Raw genomic sequence first — 17,648 nt, 5'->3', positions numbered from 1 at the left:
ACAAAAGATGTATCAGGCTCTTGGTTGGAAATCTGTTGAGGGAGCAAGTGCCACTATGTCAGGTCAAGAAGTTTGGACGCAAATCAAACGAGGTCAAGTTGGCGAGCTAAGCTTGCCTGTATGGGAGTGATTTTACGCGCTCATAGCATAATAGTGTCCGAAATTCGACACGCTTACGCCTTACATAAACTTTGCGACAGAACCCCAAAAAGGCGCTGTATTCCCAGCGCCTTGATAATTGATAGCAAACCTATACCGTTGGGATAGATGCACGCCATGCTTGATTTTGGCTATCAGAAATTGAGCGGAACAGCTCACGCAACTCTTTTAGCAACCCTTCTTGGAAGCCGACGTTTTCGTCTGCTTTCTGTTTAGATGCTTGTGCGTGTGTCGCTAGAATTTCGTCTTCTTTACTACGAGCCTGAGCTTTAGTTTGCTCTACGTTTGCAGCTGAATTTGCCATTTGCCCGATAGCTTGAATAACCGTGTTTACAGCGTTATTAGTAGCCATTTGCTTTTGAAACTTATTTGCGGCGATCGCGCTACCAGCAGCTTCTTGCTTAATGTACTTACCTGCTTTCATTGAACCAACTACACCAACGATTGCGGTAATACCTGCAAGCACACCTGAGATAACCGCCATCGCGATCATCGCTTTGGCTGAGTTGTTCAACTCTTCTGCTTGGCTCTTAAGGCTTGCTACGTTTGCTTCAACGGCAATTTCACGTTGCAGTACTTGCTGCTCACGGCTTAGCTTAGACACTTGGTAAAGCAGTGTAAGCAGCGATAGTGATTGTGAAACAACCTCCGATGGAGATTTAATGACCTGCTCACCGTTTAGAGCTTTTTCTGTCGTCTGCATTAGCAGATTCACAGTCGGCGCCAATGCGCTCATCAGCTTTTCAACTACTCTAGCTTGATCGCCGATTGCAGGTGCTTTTGGACCATCCAATTGGTAATGTTTAGGGCCTGAGACTGTAGCCTCACCGTTACCACGAATTGCCGCAGCTTCCGTTTTCGTCTCAGGCGCTTTTTCAGCCTTAGTGCTTTTGTCTAACTCGCCCAAACCGTAAAGATCTGTACGTCCAGTATTGCCAATTTTATCTAACATAAACGCTCCTTAAACTGTTGCTGGACGGCTCATCACCGCTTGCAGCGTTTCACCTTTCGCCTGAATCATCTGCATGATGACACTCATCAACTCTTGAAAATCTTCTATCAGCTTAGCGATCTCTTCTTTAAGCTTGTCGAGAACCGCTTGGCTAAGAGTCATACTTGATTTTAAATTAGTAATCTCTGCTTGAATAGTTGCGACATTCGCACTTTTTTTAGAGTTAATAGAGTCAGTTATTCCTTTACCAGTATTAATAGCAATATCAATAGATTCAGTGGTAAGGTTGATGACTCGAGTTGTCATTGTTGCGGTCTTAGAACCCATTTCTGCAATTTTCGCTATACTAGCCGAGAAGAATGCACCAACAGTTACTACTGCTCCAATGACAGCGACTGCAATTTCAAAAGCCATTATCGCTTTCTGTAAAGCATCGATATTGATGCCAGCTTCTTTCATCGCGTCTTGTACAGCGGGCTCTTGAATAGTTGCACTTACAACACCAAGAATACCGCCTGCAATCATTAACGCCCCAGCTACTGCACCAATGCCTGTAGCAACCATAATAGAGCCAATAATTATCGAAGCTACGGCACTAATCCAACCGAAGATCTTAGCCGCTAAGCCAGACTTCTGAGCTTCTTTTGCCGCAGATTCAGACTCTTTGATCTTCTCTTGGTTTTCTGCCATTTCTTGCTCGTGCTTCGCTTTCGCTACTTTCACTTCCTGAATTCTAAGCTCGTTTTGAGCGCTCTTCAGTTTGTCTGTGATTGCAGCCAGCTCTACTTCAAAATCATCCACAGAACCTGCGATGATTCTCACTGCTAGTGAGCCCGTATTGTCGGCAACCGCATACAAAACCTTGGCAATCGAGTCTACGATTTTTTGTAGCTTAGCCATGGCTTTCAGCGTAAGTTCATTAACCTTATCACTTACTGCGGCATTAGGTGCATCAAGCTGAACTTTAGTTTTACCAATGTTCAATGCTTCAGCATCTTTACTTTTTACGTTTTCAACGGTTACAGAAGGTGACGCATGAGATGCGGTCTTCGTTACCTTGTCTAACGTAGTTTGGTCAGAGTCAGGTGTGTATACCTGACTCTGAGTGCGGTCAGGTGCAATATAATTCATATTCTAGTTACTCCTTTTGTTTCTCACCGCTTCTAACATGATGTCTGCTCGTTGATGCAAGTCTGCATACTCTGATTTCCCGGCAGACATCTCCTTCGCGCTGTAAAACCCACTCTCTGCTTCTGTCAATTGCTCAAGCTTAAGGTGACATTCTGCAGAGTGGAAAGGTGGGCGTGGATCATTAATATCCACAAGCGCAGCGTAGCTGTAGGCATCAATCGCCTGCAGGTACTCACTCAGTTCCTGACGAGCGGCTCCCAAACCAATAAAAAAGCGCGCTTGGTAATGATCAAGCATGCTAAGTAGTTGGAAAACCTTAGCGGCTTGCTCTACCTTGCCTGATTGGAAAAAGTTGTAGCCAACCGCATAAATGTGCTCGATAGTGTCTGCTGATACGTCGTGCAGCATTTTTAACGTTCCTCCATCCTCTAGAAACGAAAGTAGCTCCTCTGCTTGCATTTGAGATGGGTCAGTTGCCGCGTTTTGTGTAGTCATTGTTGTTTATCCTTAAATCGCTCGTAAGATTTCTTGTAAAATACTGTGGTACTTCTGAACAAATTTGTTCATAGCTTCAACGGTAGAGTTGTATTGAGAACTGGTGTCGTTCAGCTCAGTGGTTTTGATTTGTACTTCATCGTTAAGCAACTTGGATTTATCGCTGACAGAGCTGGAAAAATTTGATAATTTTTTATTATCTTTTGTATCTTGATAAGAAACATCATACGGTACAGTAAGACCTTCCTTTCTCAAAAAATCCCCGTGCTTCTCTATCTTATTTTTCGATAAATATTTATACTCGGGAGAAGCTTTGAACTCATTATCATTGCTATAATTAAAATCTGACGCCTTAAATCTACCCTCCACTCCAAATGGATCGTAACTAGCATCTCTACTTTGAAACGAGTGTATCCGAGACTGAACAACACCGAAAAACTTCAATCTAATAGTCAATTCTTCTAGCACTTGTTTCTGTTCATTTCGTTTCTCAAGTCGGTTAACGCGACGCTCGTTTAAGGCAAACAGCACACGTTCATCAAAGCGGTCGCCAATACTAGATTCAATCACAGATAGAAGATCGCGAGCCGTTAACGCATGCTCAGCATTAACTGCTTTGTTGTCTTTTTCTTCCTTTGTAATTTTGCTTAAGCGAATCTTTAGCGCATCCAGGTTTTCCAGCATTTTTTTATGACGAGAAGTGAAATCTGTACCACTATCTTGTCTAGCAACTATTTTTTCGAAAAGCAGCGTGATGTCCCTCGCTGTGCTTTGCTTGATCAGAGCAACCTGATCTGGCGTTGCTTGAGTAACTTGAACATCTTCCAAGCCGCCGTAAAACGCATCGACTTGAGTGTTCACAAGGCTTACCGCAATGCTAGATAACAAACTTGAAAGTGTTATCTCATTTGGGGAGTTATTGAGTTCGTTTACCACAGTATCAAGTGCGGCTTGTAATTCATCTTTACCGCCAGCGGTATAACTGTTTGCGAACTGACCTTTCACTTGTTTTGCAAGATCATTTAATGCGTCGTTAAGCTCCTGTTTAGACATACCAGGAATCCAAGCAATCTTGCCTGCCAAAACATCTGCGTCACTTTTACTTAACTTGATATCTACGCTGTCCAAAGAAGCAACCAGTTGAGCTGTAACCGCTGCACTGAAGCTTTCTTGCGTTAGCAAGTAGTCCGAGTTCTTGAGCCCGTTGACGTCTACCGAGACTAGATTACGAAAAGCATTGCGTAAAAATGAAATCGCACTATCACGGACTTCGCTAGAGCTCATTTGCTGCGCAAGAGCGTCTACAAATTTGCTGACCTCTGCTGTCGCGGCTGTAAGCGCGCTCGCATCTAGGGCTGCAATTTGCTGCGCTTGGGTGCTTTGGCTGCCTAAACGAAACTCATTGATAAAATCTGTTGGAAGCGAGCTGTCGACCGTATCTTTTAATTGCTTATCGAACCAAGACTGGAATTGATGCGCGAGCGTGTTGTTTACGCCAGTCATTACGTCTTGAGGCGCAATCTGACCATTCACCGCTTGGTGTTGCAGTAACTGCATCCAATGCGCAGCTGTTTCAGCGGCAGCAGTCCCCGTAAAGGCGGCTTGCTTTTCTAGCAGCGTGCGTAATGAATCTGCATATAGATCCAAACTGTCTTGTTCGGTGCGCCCAACTACCATTGGTAATTGGCGAATCAAAGACTCTAATTGAGCTGCATCGGAATCGCCTAGAATTGGAGAAAGAGTCTCTACCAAACGCTGCTGGAAAGAGGCTTGATAGTCACGATTCGTTGCTGTATTTAGAACTCCAGATACAGAGTTCATGGTTGTCATATCCGTCATTTAAAAACCTCTAGATCACCATGCCACGCATCATTGTTGGTCGCTTGCGCCTAGAGTCTTTGGTACTCGTGGCTTGCACTTGATGCTGTTGTTGTCTGCGGCGTTGTACTTCTTCAAGCAGTTCATGCTCTGCTTGTTTCATCAATTGGGGCGAAGCATTTAACCCATCGAGCAGAATATTGCCTGCTACTGGACCAACGCCTAATCCTTCAAGTAATTCATTGAAGACATCAGTTCTATCTTCCGCATTACGGATAGCAAGTTCTGATTTTTCAATGGTTTCGGTAAAGGGTTGCTTCATCTTGATACCTATCTTAAAGCGAAGCATCTCTTGGATGCGGTCAGTAACAGTCGAGAGTTTTTACTTCTTCTCTTTTTAAGTGGGCGGTAATCACTGAGGCGCAAAAAGTACCAATCTTCTTGTTCATCGTGGCTCGCCCCACAGGCTCTTAAATAGAACTGCGCTAATCTTTGGCTACTCATATTGCTGCCTCGCAATACGTCAACGTTGCCGCGAATGCTCCAATCGAGTGGGTACAATCGGATCGTGTGTTCTGCGAGTAAAAACAGTGCAGAGAAAGGATTGCTCAAACCTTGATTAGGGCTGACTCTTCGCAGCAGTACGATGATGATTTCACCTTCTTCTACTCGGAATACCAGCTCCATACCGTCGCACTCGTATCGTTGCCCGAGCAAGATGGTGCTTTTCTGCCAAAAGTAAGGCGTCACTTCGACTCCTGACGCCATTAAAGACTGAGCGAGTTCACACGCCATTACATTCCTACCCTTCCCAGAGGTTGAATATTGATTTGCTGCGTCAGTTCTTGGAACGACAACACTGGCAGTTCGTAGTATTCAGATTCAATCAATTTACGTACGTAACGACGCACGTCCATCGACACCACCAGCACAGGTTTATTTGGCATGCGACTCAAATCACCGATAGTTTGCTTAACGTCGCTGACAAACTGTTGAGTCACAGAAGGGTCAAGCGCTAAGTAGCTGCCCGCCGAAGTCTGGCGAATTCCGTTACGGATCGTATCTTCCAAGCTCTGATCCAACAGGTACGCAGGCAGCATATTTTGACCGCTGGCATACTTGTAACAGATGTAGCGTTTCAAGCTGGAACGGATGTATTCCGTCAGTTGAACCACGTCTTTCTCTTTCTGCCCCCACTCAACCATTGCTTCTAAGATCACACGTAAGTTACGAATAGAAATATCTTCAGAAACGAGGCGTTGCAGGATTTCCGTCATCTTTTGTAGAGGCACAATACGTTGCGCTTCTTTCACTAATTCGGAGTAGCTGCCTTCCATTTGTTCAAGCAAGTAACGGGTCTCTTGAATACCGATAAAGTCTTGCGCGTACTCTTTCAGTACGTGAGACAGGTGGTAAGTCAGAATGCAGTCGGGAGTCAAAAAGCCCACATGGCTGTTTTGCAATTTTTCTCGGTGACTGTGGTCAACCCAAATACTCACAATGCCCGGCAGAAAATCGTCATCGTTTTCGTAAGGCACACCCAGCAAATCGATCTGCTCATTGCCCTCTGTTACCAGCATTTTTTCGCTTTCAATTCGACCGCGAGCAACCGGTACTTCTTGCAATTGAATCAAGTATTCACCATTGCTCATCCCTTCATTAAATCGTAAGTGAATGCCCGGGAATGGCACACCTAGATCGAGGTACAGCGCGCGTCTGACTCGTGCGAGCTCATCATTTAATGCCACAGCTTCTAGGCTCTCTTGTAAGCGAGAATCCAAGTCGATGAGCAGCGGTACTGTCATCGCAAACTCTTCTTGCTCACCCAGCTTGCCTTTGCTATTACGAGATGATGTCGGTCTATTAGGTTTAGCCGCTGGCGAACCAGCACCTTGGGCGACAAAGCTAGGCAAGTCAGAACTGTCGGATTCGCTTTGTTTTTTCTGTTGGTAGAACAAGAAGAAGCCACCACCGCCAACAATCGCGGCAAGAATCAGGAAGGTAACCTTCGGGAAGCCCGGAATAAGAGCAAACAAAATAAGCAGAACGCCACCAACCAACAAAGCTCTTGGCTGAGCAGTCACCTGACCACCAATATCTGAGCCTAAGTCAGAAGAATCCTCGTTTGAAACACGGGTAACGATGATGCCGGCCGTGATAGCGATAAACAGTGCCGGGATCTGCGAAACCAGACCATCACCGACGGTCAGGATTGAGAACAATTCAAGAGCCTCAGAGGCAGACATGCCCTTTTGAGTCACACCGATGGTGACACCACCTAGAATGTTTACCACGATGATAATCAGGCCCGCGATTGAGTCGCCTTTCACGAACTTCATCGCACCATCCATCGAGCCATACATTTGGCTTTCTTTTTCGATCAATGAACGGCGGTGACGCGCCTCATGAACATCAATAACCCCAGCGCGCATATCGCCGTCGATACTCATCTGCTTACCCGGCATCGCATCAAGAGAGAATCGAGCGCCGACTTCCGCAACCCTTTCAGAGCCTTTGGTGATCACCATAAATTGAACAATGGTGATGATCAGGAAAACAACAATACCGACCACTAAGTTACCACCGACCACGAAGTTACCAAAGGTGTATACGATCTGACCTGCATCGCCTTGCAGCAGGATAAGTCGCGTTGTCGTAATAGAAAGCGACAAGCGAAACAAAGTAGTGATCAAAAGCACGGCTGGGAATGCAGAGAATTCTAGCGGTGTGGTGATGTAGATAGCCAACATCAATAAGACGACCGCAATACTCATGTTGGTACCGATCAAAACGTCCACTAGTGCCGTAGGTAGAGGCAAGATCATCATAAAGACGATCGCAAGTAGCATCACGGCAAGCATGATGTCTTTACGCTGTCCGGCTTTATTTAGAATATCGATCAACTTCAACTTATTCATTTGATTAATTATTTAGAGATTGTAGATAACGTCGATGTGCGTGGCGTGCACCTTCAACATCCTGTTGTTTCCAGCGAGCTTGGCTCAGGCAAAACCACAAACCCGCTTTATTTGAATGTTCGGTTTTCAATAAGCTTTCGCACAGCTCGATTGAACGTGTGTATCGACCTGAATTCAGGCATGCCACTGCTAATGTTTGGCGAACTTCTTGATGCTGAGGTTCGATTTCCAGCAGTGCATCAAGCAAGGTAATCGCCTGTTCCGGCTTTTGATATTGAACTTGGAGTGCAGCGTGGATAAGCAACAGTTCCACGTCTTTCGTTTGCAACATGGGGCTTAAACCTGAATCAGTAGATTTAACGCCATGGTGAGATAACGTTGGTCCAATTTGGTACTTTGCAGTGTTTCCAATGCCTGATTGAGCGCGTGCGAACCATTTTTCTGCGCCAATTCCTGAAGCCGCTGCTGAGTGGTATCAAACTGTTGACGGTACTTGTCTGGGCGAAGTAGTTCCAAATGCGTCAACTTCGGCCTGGCCAGTGACATCAAGTACTGCTCAGAGGGACGAAGCTCGTACAGTTTCTCTAGGTGAGTCGCAATGGCTTGACCATCAGGCAACAGCTGAAAACGCTGTGGGAAGCCGTTTTCAACTTGCTCAAGCGAAACGTGAGTAAATCCTTCAATACCAACGTTTAGCGTACTAATGCGACTCATGAACCCGCCACCTCTTTATGTAAACGAACCTGTAGAGCGAACGCTTGCTCGATGGTTGGTAAGGTCACTTCATCCCCTTCAATTTGTGCAGAGAAGACCAGTGTCTGTTCATCCAGTAACCCGGTCTTAATGAGGAATGGCCAACCTTGACCTGCATGGCAAAAACTCAACGCCTTTTTAATAGGCTCATTCGACTGGTGCCAAGGCAGCGTTTTCGCAAGCATAAGAAACAGGCAGTCCTGATGCTTCTCGATATGCAGAGTGCCGCTTTGCTCAAAGCTCAGTTGAACACGTCCTGCTGACGAGAAGTCCACCGCTTCAAGCCCCATTCCTCGGCAAAAATCATCCACTGACTCATCAATCCAATTCATCGTCCCACATTTCCTCTTCTTCTAAATCAATTGCTTCATCAAGCGCTTTTTGCACAGCTTGTATTAGGTTTTGTCGCTGTTCTTCATCGTTAAATACATCAATTGGAATATGGCGAATCAGTTTGTGCAGTTCCCTAAAAAAGCTAATTTTTTGCTCCGTGGACGCCAACTCCATGGCGTTCACTAGGTTCCATATCTCGGCACTTTCCACCCAACGCTGCTCAACCAAAGCGATGACGTCTGACATCAAATTAGTAACTTGATAAGCCATAGTTTGCTTGCTGAGGTTTGAACATCTGGTAGAGGTTACTAACTTGGTCTTGAAGCGTATTCAGCGTCTTAAGTTTTTGCATATCGGACATCAGAAGCTGAAGCTTAACGGAGTCAATACTACTACCTTGAACGCTCAAATCTGCGCTCATGCCCTGCAACATAAAGTCGACCGCCGTTGAGACCTCTTTTGCACCAAAGCGCTCAACCACATCCTTGTACGCTGAGCTTAAACCTTGGTAGCTGTGTACCGTGTCGCGATAGAAACCACGCAATTGATGCAAACTGCTAAAGCCTTGCTCTTGGCTGTATTCATCCGCGAAGCTTGAAACACGAATTTCAGTATCAATCTGAGCCCAAGAGTCCAGGTTCTGCTCAAAGGTCAGAATGGCTTGGTCTATCAGCGCCAATAAGCTCTTACTTTCTGGATTGGTTCCGAGGAACTTTTTCACTGCTTGTAGCGCGAGGTACTGATGGCTCTTCTCTTCCGAGAATCCGTTGAGGTACGCCTGTAACTGAGCAATCGTTGATAAGTTGCCGCTTGCCATTTTGGTAGCAAGGTCTTTGATCTTTTGGTTTTTCTCAAGATCAGGCACTTTTCTTAGGTAATCGGAAACCAGCTCATGCGCTTCATTCACGCGAATACTGCCGTCTTTCACTTTGCGTTTCGTGAGATCTTTTTCTGCTTTTTCTGAACCTAACGCCGTCAGCTCTTCCATCGCATCAAACAATGATTGAGTTGCATTGTGCGCGCGGACAGTTTCACCTCGATAATTACCATTGACTGAAGCTCCCGTGCGGGAAGACTCAAGGTTACTTCGAATTGGCGCGTCAAATTTGTTGCCCGTTAAAATTTGGCTATTGATAGTGCTCATTGATTTGCACTCCTTCCTACAATATGTAGCGAATTATAGGAATTGCATTTTTAATCGGCTGTCAAAATCAGACGTGTTTTTTTAGGGCGTTTTAAGTTTTCTAAAAACTCCCGACCAATAGTCACTATAAATACGGCGCCATCCTTTCTATTCTACCAGCATCAGTTATTGCGCATGTTTTCTTAAATTGAACGACTTCTCATACATCGCCGAAACTCAACAATCGGCCATCAAGCAAACGCGTTTGATCCAAATCCGCGGTCGCGTGACTCAAGTGACTGGCACCATCATCAAAGCCGTTGTGCCTGGTGTTCGTGTCGGCGAGCTTTGTGAGCTACGAAATCCCGATCAAACCTTGTCGCTGCTTGCGGAAGTGGTGGGTTTTCAGCAACACCATGCGTTGCTTACCCCACTTGGCAACATGTTTGGTATTTCCTCCAATACCGAAGTGAGCCCGCTTGGGAAAATGCACGAAGTCGGCGTTGGCGATCATCTGTTAGGGAAAATTCTCGATGGCCTAGGCCGCCCATTCGATGGCTCTCAAAGCACTGAGCCGAGCGCTTGGTATCCGGTTTATCGTGATGCGCCGCCACCAATGCAGAGAAAACTGATTGAAAAGCCGATTTCGATGGGCGTGCGTTCCATCGACGGATTGCTCACCTGTGGTGAAGGACAGAGGATGGGCATTTTTGCTGCGGCTGGCGGTGGTAAAAGTACCCTGCTCGCCAAGCTCATTCGCTCTGCCGATGTCGATGTAACCGTGCTTGCCCTCATCGGTGAGAGGGGCCGTGAAGTAAGAGAATTTATCGAACACGACCTTGGCGAAAAAGGCATGGCAAGGTCAGTATTGGTTGTCGCAACCTCAGACCGACCAGCAATGGAACGTGCCAAAGCGGCGTTCGTCGCGACCTCCATCGCCGAGTACTTCCGCGACCAAGGTAAGCGTGTCCTGCTGCTGATGGATTCGGTGACGCGTTTTGCCAGAGCTCAGCGTGAAATCGGCTTGGCAGCTGGCGAGCCACCAACACGACGAGGCTATCCGCCTTCTGTTTTTGCCGCACTACCAAAACTGATGGAACGTGCAGGTCAATCAGACAAAGGCTCCATCACCGCGCTGTATACCGTGCTTGTAGAAGGTGACGATATGACTGAGCCAGTCGCCGATGAGACCCGTTCGATACTCGATGGTCACATCATTCTTTCTCGCAAACTGGCTGCGATGAATCACTATCCAGCCATTGATGTGCTTCGTTCTGCCAGCCGTGTGATGAATCAAATCGTCGATAAAACTCATCAAGCGTCCGCGGCTCACATGCGTGAAATGCTGGCCAAATATGAAGAAGTCGAACTGCTGATAAAAATTGGTGAGTACCAACACGGCGCCGACAGTCGCGCAGATATGGCCATCGCACAGGGAGATGATATCCGAGCGTTCTTGCGCCAAGGAACGCACGAGCCAAGTGAACTCGAAGAGACCGTCACACAGCTGAGTGGGCTTGCAGGCTTATGATCGAGCAATTGCTAGAGATAAAAAAAATTCGTGCCGACCGTGCTGATCGCGCGGTGCAGCAACAAGAGTATCGAGTCAGTAACGCACGAGCCTCACTCCGAAAGGCGGAACAGTCTGTCGTTGATTATCGTCAATGGCGCGAAGAGGAAGAAGAACGGCGCTTTGCAAAAGCCAAACAGAAAACCGTCGTTCTAAAAGAACTTGAAATATTGCGGCAAGAAATCGCGCTGTTAAGGGAAAGAGAAGCCGATTTAAAACAACGAGCCGCAGAAGAAAAAAAAGCATTGGAACAAGAGAACCAGCGACTCAAGGAAAGAAAGCAAGAAGCTCTGGCCGCCGATAAAACCAAAGAAAAATTCATTCAATTAAACGAACAAGAAATCGCTGAGCAAGCACGCCAAGTGCAGTATCAAGAAGAGCTCGAACAAGAAGAGTTCCGCAGCGTTGTTGTTTCATAGAAGGTAAAGATGCGAGTCAAAAACGATCATCCAAACACAACTGAACGTCCGCAACAGGTTCAACAGAGGCCGGTCAACCAAGTCTCAGAAGAACTTGAATCTCGCTTTAATAATGCGCTTAAGCCAACGCAAGCAGAAAGCGAACACGAGTCAGCGACCTCTCGCTTATTCGCTGCTGTATTGAACGCAGATAAGCTCGATGGCATGAAGCATAAAGGCAAGATCAGCAGTGCTATTCCTGCTACGGGGAAAGAGCAGCTCGAGGGTAGTCAAGAACACCCTGAAAACTTGAAAGATCAACCTGCTAATGAGAAGTCAGACGCTGATCTGCATCCAGAAAAGCCAAGTCACGATCTCTCAGAAAGAGAGACCGTGCAGGTATTGGACAACAAAGATCAAAACGAAGAGAGCCATAGCGAGACGTCAGAGCGCCCTGCGAAAGAGCCACATTCAGATACCGCCAAACCTGTAAAGCTACACTCTCTAATCGAGCAGTCGGTAGGAAGTAAAGAAACGGATAAATCACAGCCGTTGGCTTCTAACTCTGCGGCAGAAAAAGACTCGAACAATAAACAAGTCAGCTCGGTACCATTAGATAATGGTTCGTCTCGTGATCCTAAAATACCGATGATCAGCTTGCCTAACGCTCTAAAGGATCAGGTATTACCGATTCAGACTGACCAAGCCAATCTGCGTAATAAAACTGAGCCATCAACCGTGCAGAGTGTGCTGCAAGGCCAACTGCATAAGTTAGATGCCGCAGCTCATAAACCCGACCCTGCGGCAAAAGACACTGCTGCTATTGTGGACTCGAAAGCCGCATTGTCCGCGCTTGAAGAGAAGGTTAAAGCAGTGAAGCACATCGAACTGCGTCATCCAAGTTCAGAGTCGGACGCTAAGCTTCACCCGACGGCCAACCTAAGCCAATCAACAGCGCAAGGCGACATCATCCTGAAAAACGTAGAGACACACGCGCCCCAGAACAGAGCTCAAGACGTAAACGAATTGATTAATAAGTTAGTCGACAAGATCTACGTTTCTCTTCCTTCAGCAAACGATAAAGAAGTTCGCCTGCTTCTGAATGAAGGCCAATTAAAAGGTGGCGAGATCTCCATCAAGCAAGACAGTTCTGGCTACAGCGTGCTGATTAAGCAAGAGCACGCTCTTTCGCTGATCAACCAAACGGCTAAGCAAGAGTTGACCGAGCGTCTGCAACGTTTAGGCATCGACCAACCGATTCGGATCGCAGTCAGCGAACAGATGAACCAACAACAAGACCAACAACGCTCTCGACAACAACGCAGCATTTACGATGAATGGAAGCCTGAGGACGAATGATGATATTAGATTTCCCAAAGGTTGAGCCTTCAAGCATCGCGTTAAGTAATCAACTGTGCGCAAAACAGTGTCACTTTCAAGATAGTCAGAGCAATAGCTTATCGGTCACGCTTGGCCAAAAGCCGGAGTTTTCTGGCTATCGTTTAACATTACTCATTGGTGGACAAACCATTCAAATCGATTTCAGCGGTGCGCAATTACAGCAATGGTTGCACGGCATTCTTGACTCGACGGCATTTGAATCACTGCCAAACTCTTTGCAATTGGCGTTGCTCAGTAGCCAAATTGAGCCCTACACCGACATGATTAAGCGCTTATTTGGACAACTTCCGGCATTGAGCAAGCTGCAAGTTCATGAGCAGCCTGCATCAGAAGAAAACGTGTTGATGCTCACCATCAATCGCGATGGTGTCTCTCTTAGCCTGTGGGTCCATGAAGGTCGAGATGTGTTGATTGACACTCTGCCACAAGCGCCCTCTTACCTGAGCCAAAATATCGCACTGCCCTTCTGGTTGAGCTTTGGCAAAACACGTTTGGCGCTCAGTCAATTTGAGCAACTTGAACTGGGCGATGTGGTGTTTTTCGACGATTGCTACATCGCGCAACACCAAGTGCTGCTTCAGGTCTCCAATCACAACCTTTGGCGATGCCAACTCGACAATACGACACTCCATATCCAAGAAAAAGAAACCAATATGAACGATATCAACAGCTCTGAAGCACTGACCGACCACCAGCAATTGCCAATTGAACTGACTTTCGATGTTGGTCAGCAAACCATTACTTTAGAACAGCTTAACGCGCTGCAACCGGGTTTTACCTTTGAGCTTAACCAGCCAATCTCTGACCCAGTCACCATGCGAGCAAACGGCAAAATCATTGGTGAATGCGAACTAGTGAACATTAATGAACGCTTGGGTGTCCGCGTTCTCGAACTGTTTGGCGGCAGTCAGGAGCCAGCATGATCCAGTTACCTGATGAACTGAACCTCATCGTTACACTCGCCCTTCTTGCTTTGATTCCTTTCATTGCAATGATGGCGACCTCCTTCGTTAAACTGGCCGTGGTTTTCTCTCTGCTAAGAAACGCATTAGGTGTACAACAGATTCCACCCAATATGGCCATGTACGGATTGGCGATCATTCTGTCGATCTTCATCATGGCGCCAGTGGGGTTTGAAACCTATGACTACGTGACCCAGCACGAAATCTCACTTGAAGATTCGGAGAGCATCGAAGGTTTAATCGAGAGTGGATTGCAGCCGTACCGTGAGTTCTTGAAAAAGCACATCCGTGAAACTGAATCGGTGTTTTTTACTGATGCAGCAAGAACCTTGTGGCCACAAAAGTACGTCGACCGTTTGGAGTCAGACAGCTTATTGTTGTTACTCCCCGCCTTTACCGTGAGTGAGCTAACTAGAGCGTTTGAGATTGGCTTCCTGTTGTACCTGCCATTCATCGCTATCGATCTGATCGTATCCAACATCTTGCTGGCCATGGGCATGATGATGGTCTCGCCAATGACCATCTCACTGCCATTCAAACTGCTGCTCTTTGTGTTGCTAGACGGTTGGACCAAGTTGACCCATGGCCTAGTGCTCAGTTACGGATAATGAGGAGAGAAGCATGAATCCGGCTGAAATGATCCACTTTACCACTCAGGCTCTAACGCTTGTTCTGTTCTTGTCGCTGCCGCCGATTTTGGTTGCGGCACTTGTCGGTACCTTGGTCTCTCTTGTCCAAGCGCTAACACAGGTACAAGAACAGACGTTAGGCTTTGTCGTCAAATTGATCGCCGTCACCATAACCCTATTTGTTACCTCACAATGGCTGGGCGCCGAACTGCATTCATTTGCTACCTTGACCTTGGATAAAATCCCGCAAATACGATGAGTTACGATGATTTGCACCAAGCCCTGTTCCTATACAGCTTGACGCTCCCTAGGTTAATGGCTTGCTTTATATTTTTGCCGATCTTAAACAAACAAACGCTAGGTGGCACCTTGGTGAGAAATGGTGTTTTGTGTTCGCTTGCGCTGTTTATCTTCCCAATGATCAACCAACAAGACCTGCCCGCAGAAACGGACGGGATTTGGTTGATGGTCATCTTAGGCAAAGAGGTACTATTGGGTATGCTGATTGGCTTTGTTGCAGCAATCCCTTTTTGGGCTATTGAGGCGGCAGGGTTTCTAGTGGATAACCAACGTGGTGCTGCGATGGCAAGTATGTTTAACCCCACTCTCGGCTCTCAGTCAACGCCAACGGCTGTGCTATTGACTCAAACCCTGATCACCTTGTTCTTCTCCGGTGGTGGCTTTGTTACTTTTATTTATGCGCTGTTTAACAGCTATTCGTCGTGGCCTGTGATTAGTTTTTTCCCAACCGTCACTGAGGAATGGGTGCACTTTTTCTACGCTCAGTTCGAGCAACTTATGTGGCTTGGCGTTTTGATGTCTGCGCCTTTGGTTTTAGCCATGTTCCTTGCCGAGTTTGGACTCGCGCTGATTAGCCGATTCGCCCCACAGCTGAATGTTTTCTCTTTAGCCATGCCGATCAAAAGTGCCATTGCCAGCGTACTATTGATTGTTTATTTGGCATTGATGATGGACCACTTTCAAGCCCTTTTCTCTGACATCGTACTGTTCAGAGAACAGCTCAATACCATTTGGTAATAACAGACAGGAAGAGCAATGAGCGGAGAAAAAACAGAACTCCCCACCCCGAAAAAACTTCGGGATGCCCGGCAAAAAGGGCAAGTCGCCAAAAGTCAGGAAGTCGTCTCATCGGCCTTAATCCTAGCCCTAGTTGCCGTCCTATTTGCCTTTGCTGACTATTATATGTCGCACATTTCTGCCCTACTTTTGTTACCGAGTGAGTTGGCTTATCAAGGGTTTCAGGATGCGTTGCTTGACGTAGCCATCGCCATCGCCAAAGAAATGGTTTACTTGCTGGCACCGATCCTGATCGTGGCGGCATTGATCGCCATCATGTCGAACATGGGGCAATTCGGCTTGCTGTTTAGTGGTGAATCCGTCAAACCAGATATCAAAAAGATCAACCCTGTCGAAGGGGCGAAACGAATTTTCTCGCTAAAGAGCATCATTGAGTTTATTAAGTCGATTCTTAAAGTTTCGCTCCTTTCCTGCATTATTTGGGTCACGCTGCGGGACAACTTAAACACGCTACTGCAAATCCCGGCATGCGGATTAGAGTGTGTACCGACCATCACCGGCGTATTGGTGAAACAACTCATGATCATCTCTTCCGTCGGCTTTATTGTGATTGCTGCTGCCGATTACGCATACCAAAAGTTCGACCACACCAAGCAACTGAAGATGACTAAAGACGAGGTCAAACGCGAATATAAAGAGATGGAAGGCAGCCCTGAAATCAAGAGTAAGCGTCGTCAGTTGCACCAAGAGCTGCAAGCTTCGAACCAAAGAGATAACGTTAAACGTTCGAATGTGTTGGTCACGAACCCAACCCACATCGCGATTGGTTTGTACTACAAAAAGGGCGAAACACCGCTGCCTGTGATAACCCTTAAAGAAACCGATGCGATGGCGAAACGTATGATTGCGATAGCCCACGAAGAAGGCGTCCCAGTGATGCAAAAAGTACCACTCGCACGTGCTCTTTATGCTGATGGTCAGTTAAACCAGTATATTCCTGGCGATCTTATTGAAACCACCGCTGAAATCCTGCGTTGGGTTGCGTCTCTTGAGCAGTCTGAGGAATCGCGAGTATAACTCCCTCACAATCATGTGCGTCATACTCAGAGTGCACACAGTACAAAAAGGGGTTCTGCCGCAAAGTTTATGTAAGGCGTAAGCGTGTCGAATTTCGGACACTATTATGCTATGAGCGCGTAAAATCGCTCCCATACAGGCGAGCTTAGCTCGCCAACTTGACCTCGTTTGATTTGCGTCCAAGCTTCTTGACCTGACATAGTGGCACTTGCTCCCTCAACAGATTTCCAATGATACATCTTTTGTTTAATTGGCCTATGGCTTTGCTCAACTATATTGTTGAGGTATTTCACGTCGATTATTTCTATTAAGTTCAGCATGAAAACGACACTTTTCCATAATTTGACGTTCATATGATGAAGAGCTCGAGCATTAGCGCCACTTTTATCAATAACAACTTGATACTGGGTGTTTTCTCGCCTGTGCATTTTGCTCAATTAAGGGAGCAAAACGAATGACCCAACGATTAATGGTGGCATGATCGACTTGAATTCCTCTTTCAGCAAAAATTTCTTCGATGTCACGGAAATTGAGTTTGTACGCTACATAGTAGCGTATGGCTTGAAGGATGATGTCAGATGGAAAATGATAACCAGTAAATGGCATAAAAGTTTAGCTAAAAGCTTAAAGTCAGTAATTAGAGTTCTCAACTGCTCTCTGGTTCCCTAACTTTGCGACAGAACCCCAAATTTAGCCATAAACAACCAAAAGTATAAAAATTCAAACCAAAAGTGATGAAATACCTGCATAGAAAAAAATATGATGTTGTTAACATTATTGCTTGACCAAGGAATACCCTATGCCCGTTAATAACCAGATCCAAAATAATCTCAATATACAGACTTTAACTAGCTATATTGATAAGGCTTCAGCATCTCAATCAGCCGCAAA

21 protein-coding genes and 1 pseudogene are annotated in these 17,648 nt (G+C 46.3%); 9 read left to right on the top strand and 13 right to left on the bottom strand.

Going from position 1 to position 17,648, the window contains the following annotated elements; translation table 11 throughout:
• Positions 1-7: 7 nt before the first annotated feature.
• Positions 8-130 (top strand): hypothetical protein, encoded by a 123-nt coding sequence (locus CTN07_RS23275; protein ID WP_256593872.1) that lies wholly within the window; start codon positions 8-10, stop codon positions 128-130.
• Between the two features lie 120 nt (positions 131-250).
• Here CTN07_RS23275 and sctB read toward each other — a convergent pair whose 3' ends face one another.
• Genes sctB through sctW form a run of 12 tightly spaced genes read right to left on the bottom strand, consistent with a single transcriptional unit; the run spans position 251 to position 9,703 of the window.
• A complete protein-coding gene (gene sctB, locus CTN07_RS18555; protein WP_005306559.1) occupies positions 251-1,111 on the bottom strand; it encodes a type III secretion system translocon subunit VopD in 861 nt (286 codons plus the stop codon).
• Between the two features lie 9 nt (positions 1,112-1,120).
• Complete coding sequence (gene sctE / locus CTN07_RS18550) at positions 1,121-2,242, bottom strand: type III secretion system translocon subunit SseC family protein (protein WP_005306562.1); 1,122 nt, start codon at positions 2,240-2,242, stop codon at positions 1,121-1,123.
• A 3-nt stretch (positions 2,243-2,245) separates the two neighbouring features.
• The gene (gene vcrH, locus CTN07_RS18545; RefSeq protein ID WP_036766108.1) at positions 2,246-2,737 is read right to left on the bottom strand and encodes a SycD/LcrH family type III secretion system chaperone VcrH; all 492 of its coding nucleotides are present in this window, start codon (positions 2,735-2,737) and stop codon (positions 2,246-2,248) included.
• Between the two features lie 12 nt (positions 2,738-2,749).
• Positions 2,750-4,576 carry a virulence-associated V antigen gene (locus tag CTN07_RS18540; RefSeq protein ID WP_005306565.1) on the bottom strand — a complete coding sequence of 609 codons (1,827 nt, stop codon included), beginning with the start codon at positions 4,574-4,576 and terminating at the stop codon, positions 2,750-2,752.
• A gap of 10 nt (positions 4,577-4,586) precedes the next feature.
• Positions 4,587-4,877, bottom strand: coding sequence for an LcrG family type III secretion system chaperone (locus CTN07_RS18535; protein WP_036766109.1), 291 nt, complete (start codon positions 4,875-4,877; stop codon positions 4,587-4,589).
• A gap of 8 nt (positions 4,878-4,885) precedes the next feature.
• Complete coding sequence (locus CTN07_RS18530; RefSeq protein WP_050787846.1) at positions 4,886-5,350, bottom strand: LcrR family type III secretion system chaperone; 465 nt, start codon at positions 5,348-5,350, stop codon at positions 4,886-4,888.
• Positions 5,350-7,482, bottom strand: coding sequence for a type III secretion system export apparatus subunit SctV (sctV, locus tag CTN07_RS18525; RefSeq protein ID WP_085999158.1), 2,133 nt, complete (start codon positions 7,480-7,482; stop codon positions 5,350-5,352). The genes CTN07_RS18530 and sctV overlap by 1 nt, the downstream gene beginning before the upstream one ends.
• Positions 7,478-7,804, bottom strand: coding sequence for a type III secretion system chaperone VscY (gene vscY / locus CTN07_RS18520; RefSeq protein WP_036766110.1), 327 nt, complete (start codon positions 7,802-7,804; stop codon positions 7,478-7,480). Before vscY ends, sctV begins: the two co-directional genes overlap by 5 nt.
• A 5-nt stretch (positions 7,805-7,809) precedes the next feature.
• On the bottom strand, positions 7,810-8,187 hold the full coding sequence (gene vscX / locus CTN07_RS18515; RefSeq protein ID WP_036766111.1) for a type III secretion system protein VscX: 378 nt from the start codon (positions 8,185-8,187) through the stop codon (positions 7,810-7,812).
• Positions 8,184-8,558 carry a type III secretion chaperone SycN gene (gene sycN / locus CTN07_RS18510; protein WP_036766113.1) on the bottom strand — a complete coding sequence of 125 codons (375 nt, stop codon included), beginning with the start codon at positions 8,556-8,558 and terminating at the stop codon, positions 8,184-8,186. Before sycN ends, vscX begins: the two co-directional genes overlap by 4 nt.
• Positions 8,545-8,829, bottom strand: coding sequence for a TyeA family type III secretion system gatekeeper subunit (locus CTN07_RS18505; protein ID WP_036766115.1), 285 nt, complete (start codon positions 8,827-8,829; stop codon positions 8,545-8,547). The genes sycN and CTN07_RS18505 overlap by 14 nt, the downstream gene beginning before the upstream one ends.
• On the bottom strand, positions 8,810-9,703 hold the full coding sequence (sctW, locus tag CTN07_RS18500) for a type III secretion system gatekeeper subunit SctW (RefSeq protein WP_005306573.1): 894 nt from the start codon (positions 9,701-9,703) through the stop codon (positions 8,810-8,812). The genes CTN07_RS18505 and sctW overlap by 20 nt, the downstream gene beginning before the upstream one ends.
• Positions 9,704-9,890: 187 nt before the next feature.
• On the opposite strand from sctW, the gene vscN reads away from it, so the two are divergent.
• Genes vscN through sctU form a run of 8 tightly spaced genes read left to right on the top strand, consistent with a single transcriptional unit; the run spans position 9,891 to position 16,757 of the window.
• Positions 9,891-11,213, top strand: a complete 1,323-nt coding sequence (vscN, locus tag CTN07_RS18495; RefSeq protein WP_036766116.1) for a SctN family type III secretion system ATPase VscN — start codon at positions 9,891-9,893, stop codon at positions 11,211-11,213.
• On the top strand, positions 11,210-11,671 hold the full coding sequence (gene sctO, locus CTN07_RS18490) for a type III secretion system stalk subunit SctO (RefSeq protein ID WP_036766117.1): 462 nt from the start codon (positions 11,210-11,212) through the stop codon (positions 11,669-11,671). Before vscN ends, sctO begins: the two co-directional genes overlap by 4 nt.
• A 9-nt stretch (positions 11,672-11,680) precedes the next feature.
• Positions 11,681-13,009, top strand: coding sequence for a type III secretion system needle length determinant (locus CTN07_RS18485; RefSeq protein WP_005306582.1), 1,329 nt, complete (start codon positions 11,681-11,683; stop codon positions 13,007-13,009).
• Entirely contained in the window at positions 13,009-13,974 is a 966-nt protein-coding gene (gene sctQ / locus CTN07_RS18480) for a type III secretion system cytoplasmic ring protein SctQ (protein ID WP_005306585.1), read from the top strand. The genes CTN07_RS18485 and sctQ overlap by 1 nt, the downstream gene beginning before the upstream one ends.
• On the top strand, positions 13,971-14,621 hold the full coding sequence (gene vscR / locus CTN07_RS18475; protein WP_005306587.1) for a SctR family type III secretion system export apparatus subunit VscR: 651 nt from the start codon (positions 13,971-13,973) through the stop codon (positions 14,619-14,621). Before sctQ ends, vscR begins: the two co-directional genes overlap by 4 nt.
• A 13-nt stretch (positions 14,622-14,634) precedes the next feature.
• The gene (sctS, locus tag CTN07_RS18470) at positions 14,635-14,901 is read left to right on the top strand and encodes a type III secretion system export apparatus subunit SctS (protein ID WP_036766118.1); all 267 of its coding nucleotides are present in this window, start codon (positions 14,635-14,637) and stop codon (positions 14,899-14,901) included.
• Positions 14,898-15,680 (top strand): type III secretion system export apparatus subunit SctT, encoded by a 783-nt coding sequence (gene sctT, locus CTN07_RS18465; protein ID WP_005306589.1) that lies wholly within the window; start codon positions 14,898-14,900, stop codon positions 15,678-15,680. Before sctS ends, sctT begins: the two co-directional genes overlap by 4 nt.
• A gap of 18 nt (positions 15,681-15,698) precedes the next feature.
• Complete coding sequence (sctU, locus tag CTN07_RS18460; RefSeq protein ID WP_005306592.1) at positions 15,699-16,757, top strand: type III secretion system export apparatus subunit SctU; 1,059 nt, start codon at positions 15,699-15,701, stop codon at positions 16,755-16,757.
• Positions 16,758-16,861: 104 nt separating this feature from the next.
• On the opposite strand, the pseudogene CTN07_RS18455 reads toward sctU, so the two are convergent.
• Positions 16,862-17,363, bottom strand: a pseudogene (locus tag CTN07_RS18455) (IS6 family transposase).
• Positions 17,364-17,648 lie beyond the last annotated feature (285 nt).

It is taken from the genome of Photobacterium damselae (assembly GCF_003026815.1).
Lineage (GTDB): Bacteria > Pseudomonadota > Gammaproteobacteria > Enterobacterales > Vibrionaceae > Photobacterium > Photobacterium damselae.
Note: the sequence above shows the minus strand (reverse complement) of the source record. Positions and strands in the feature narration are given on the sequence as shown.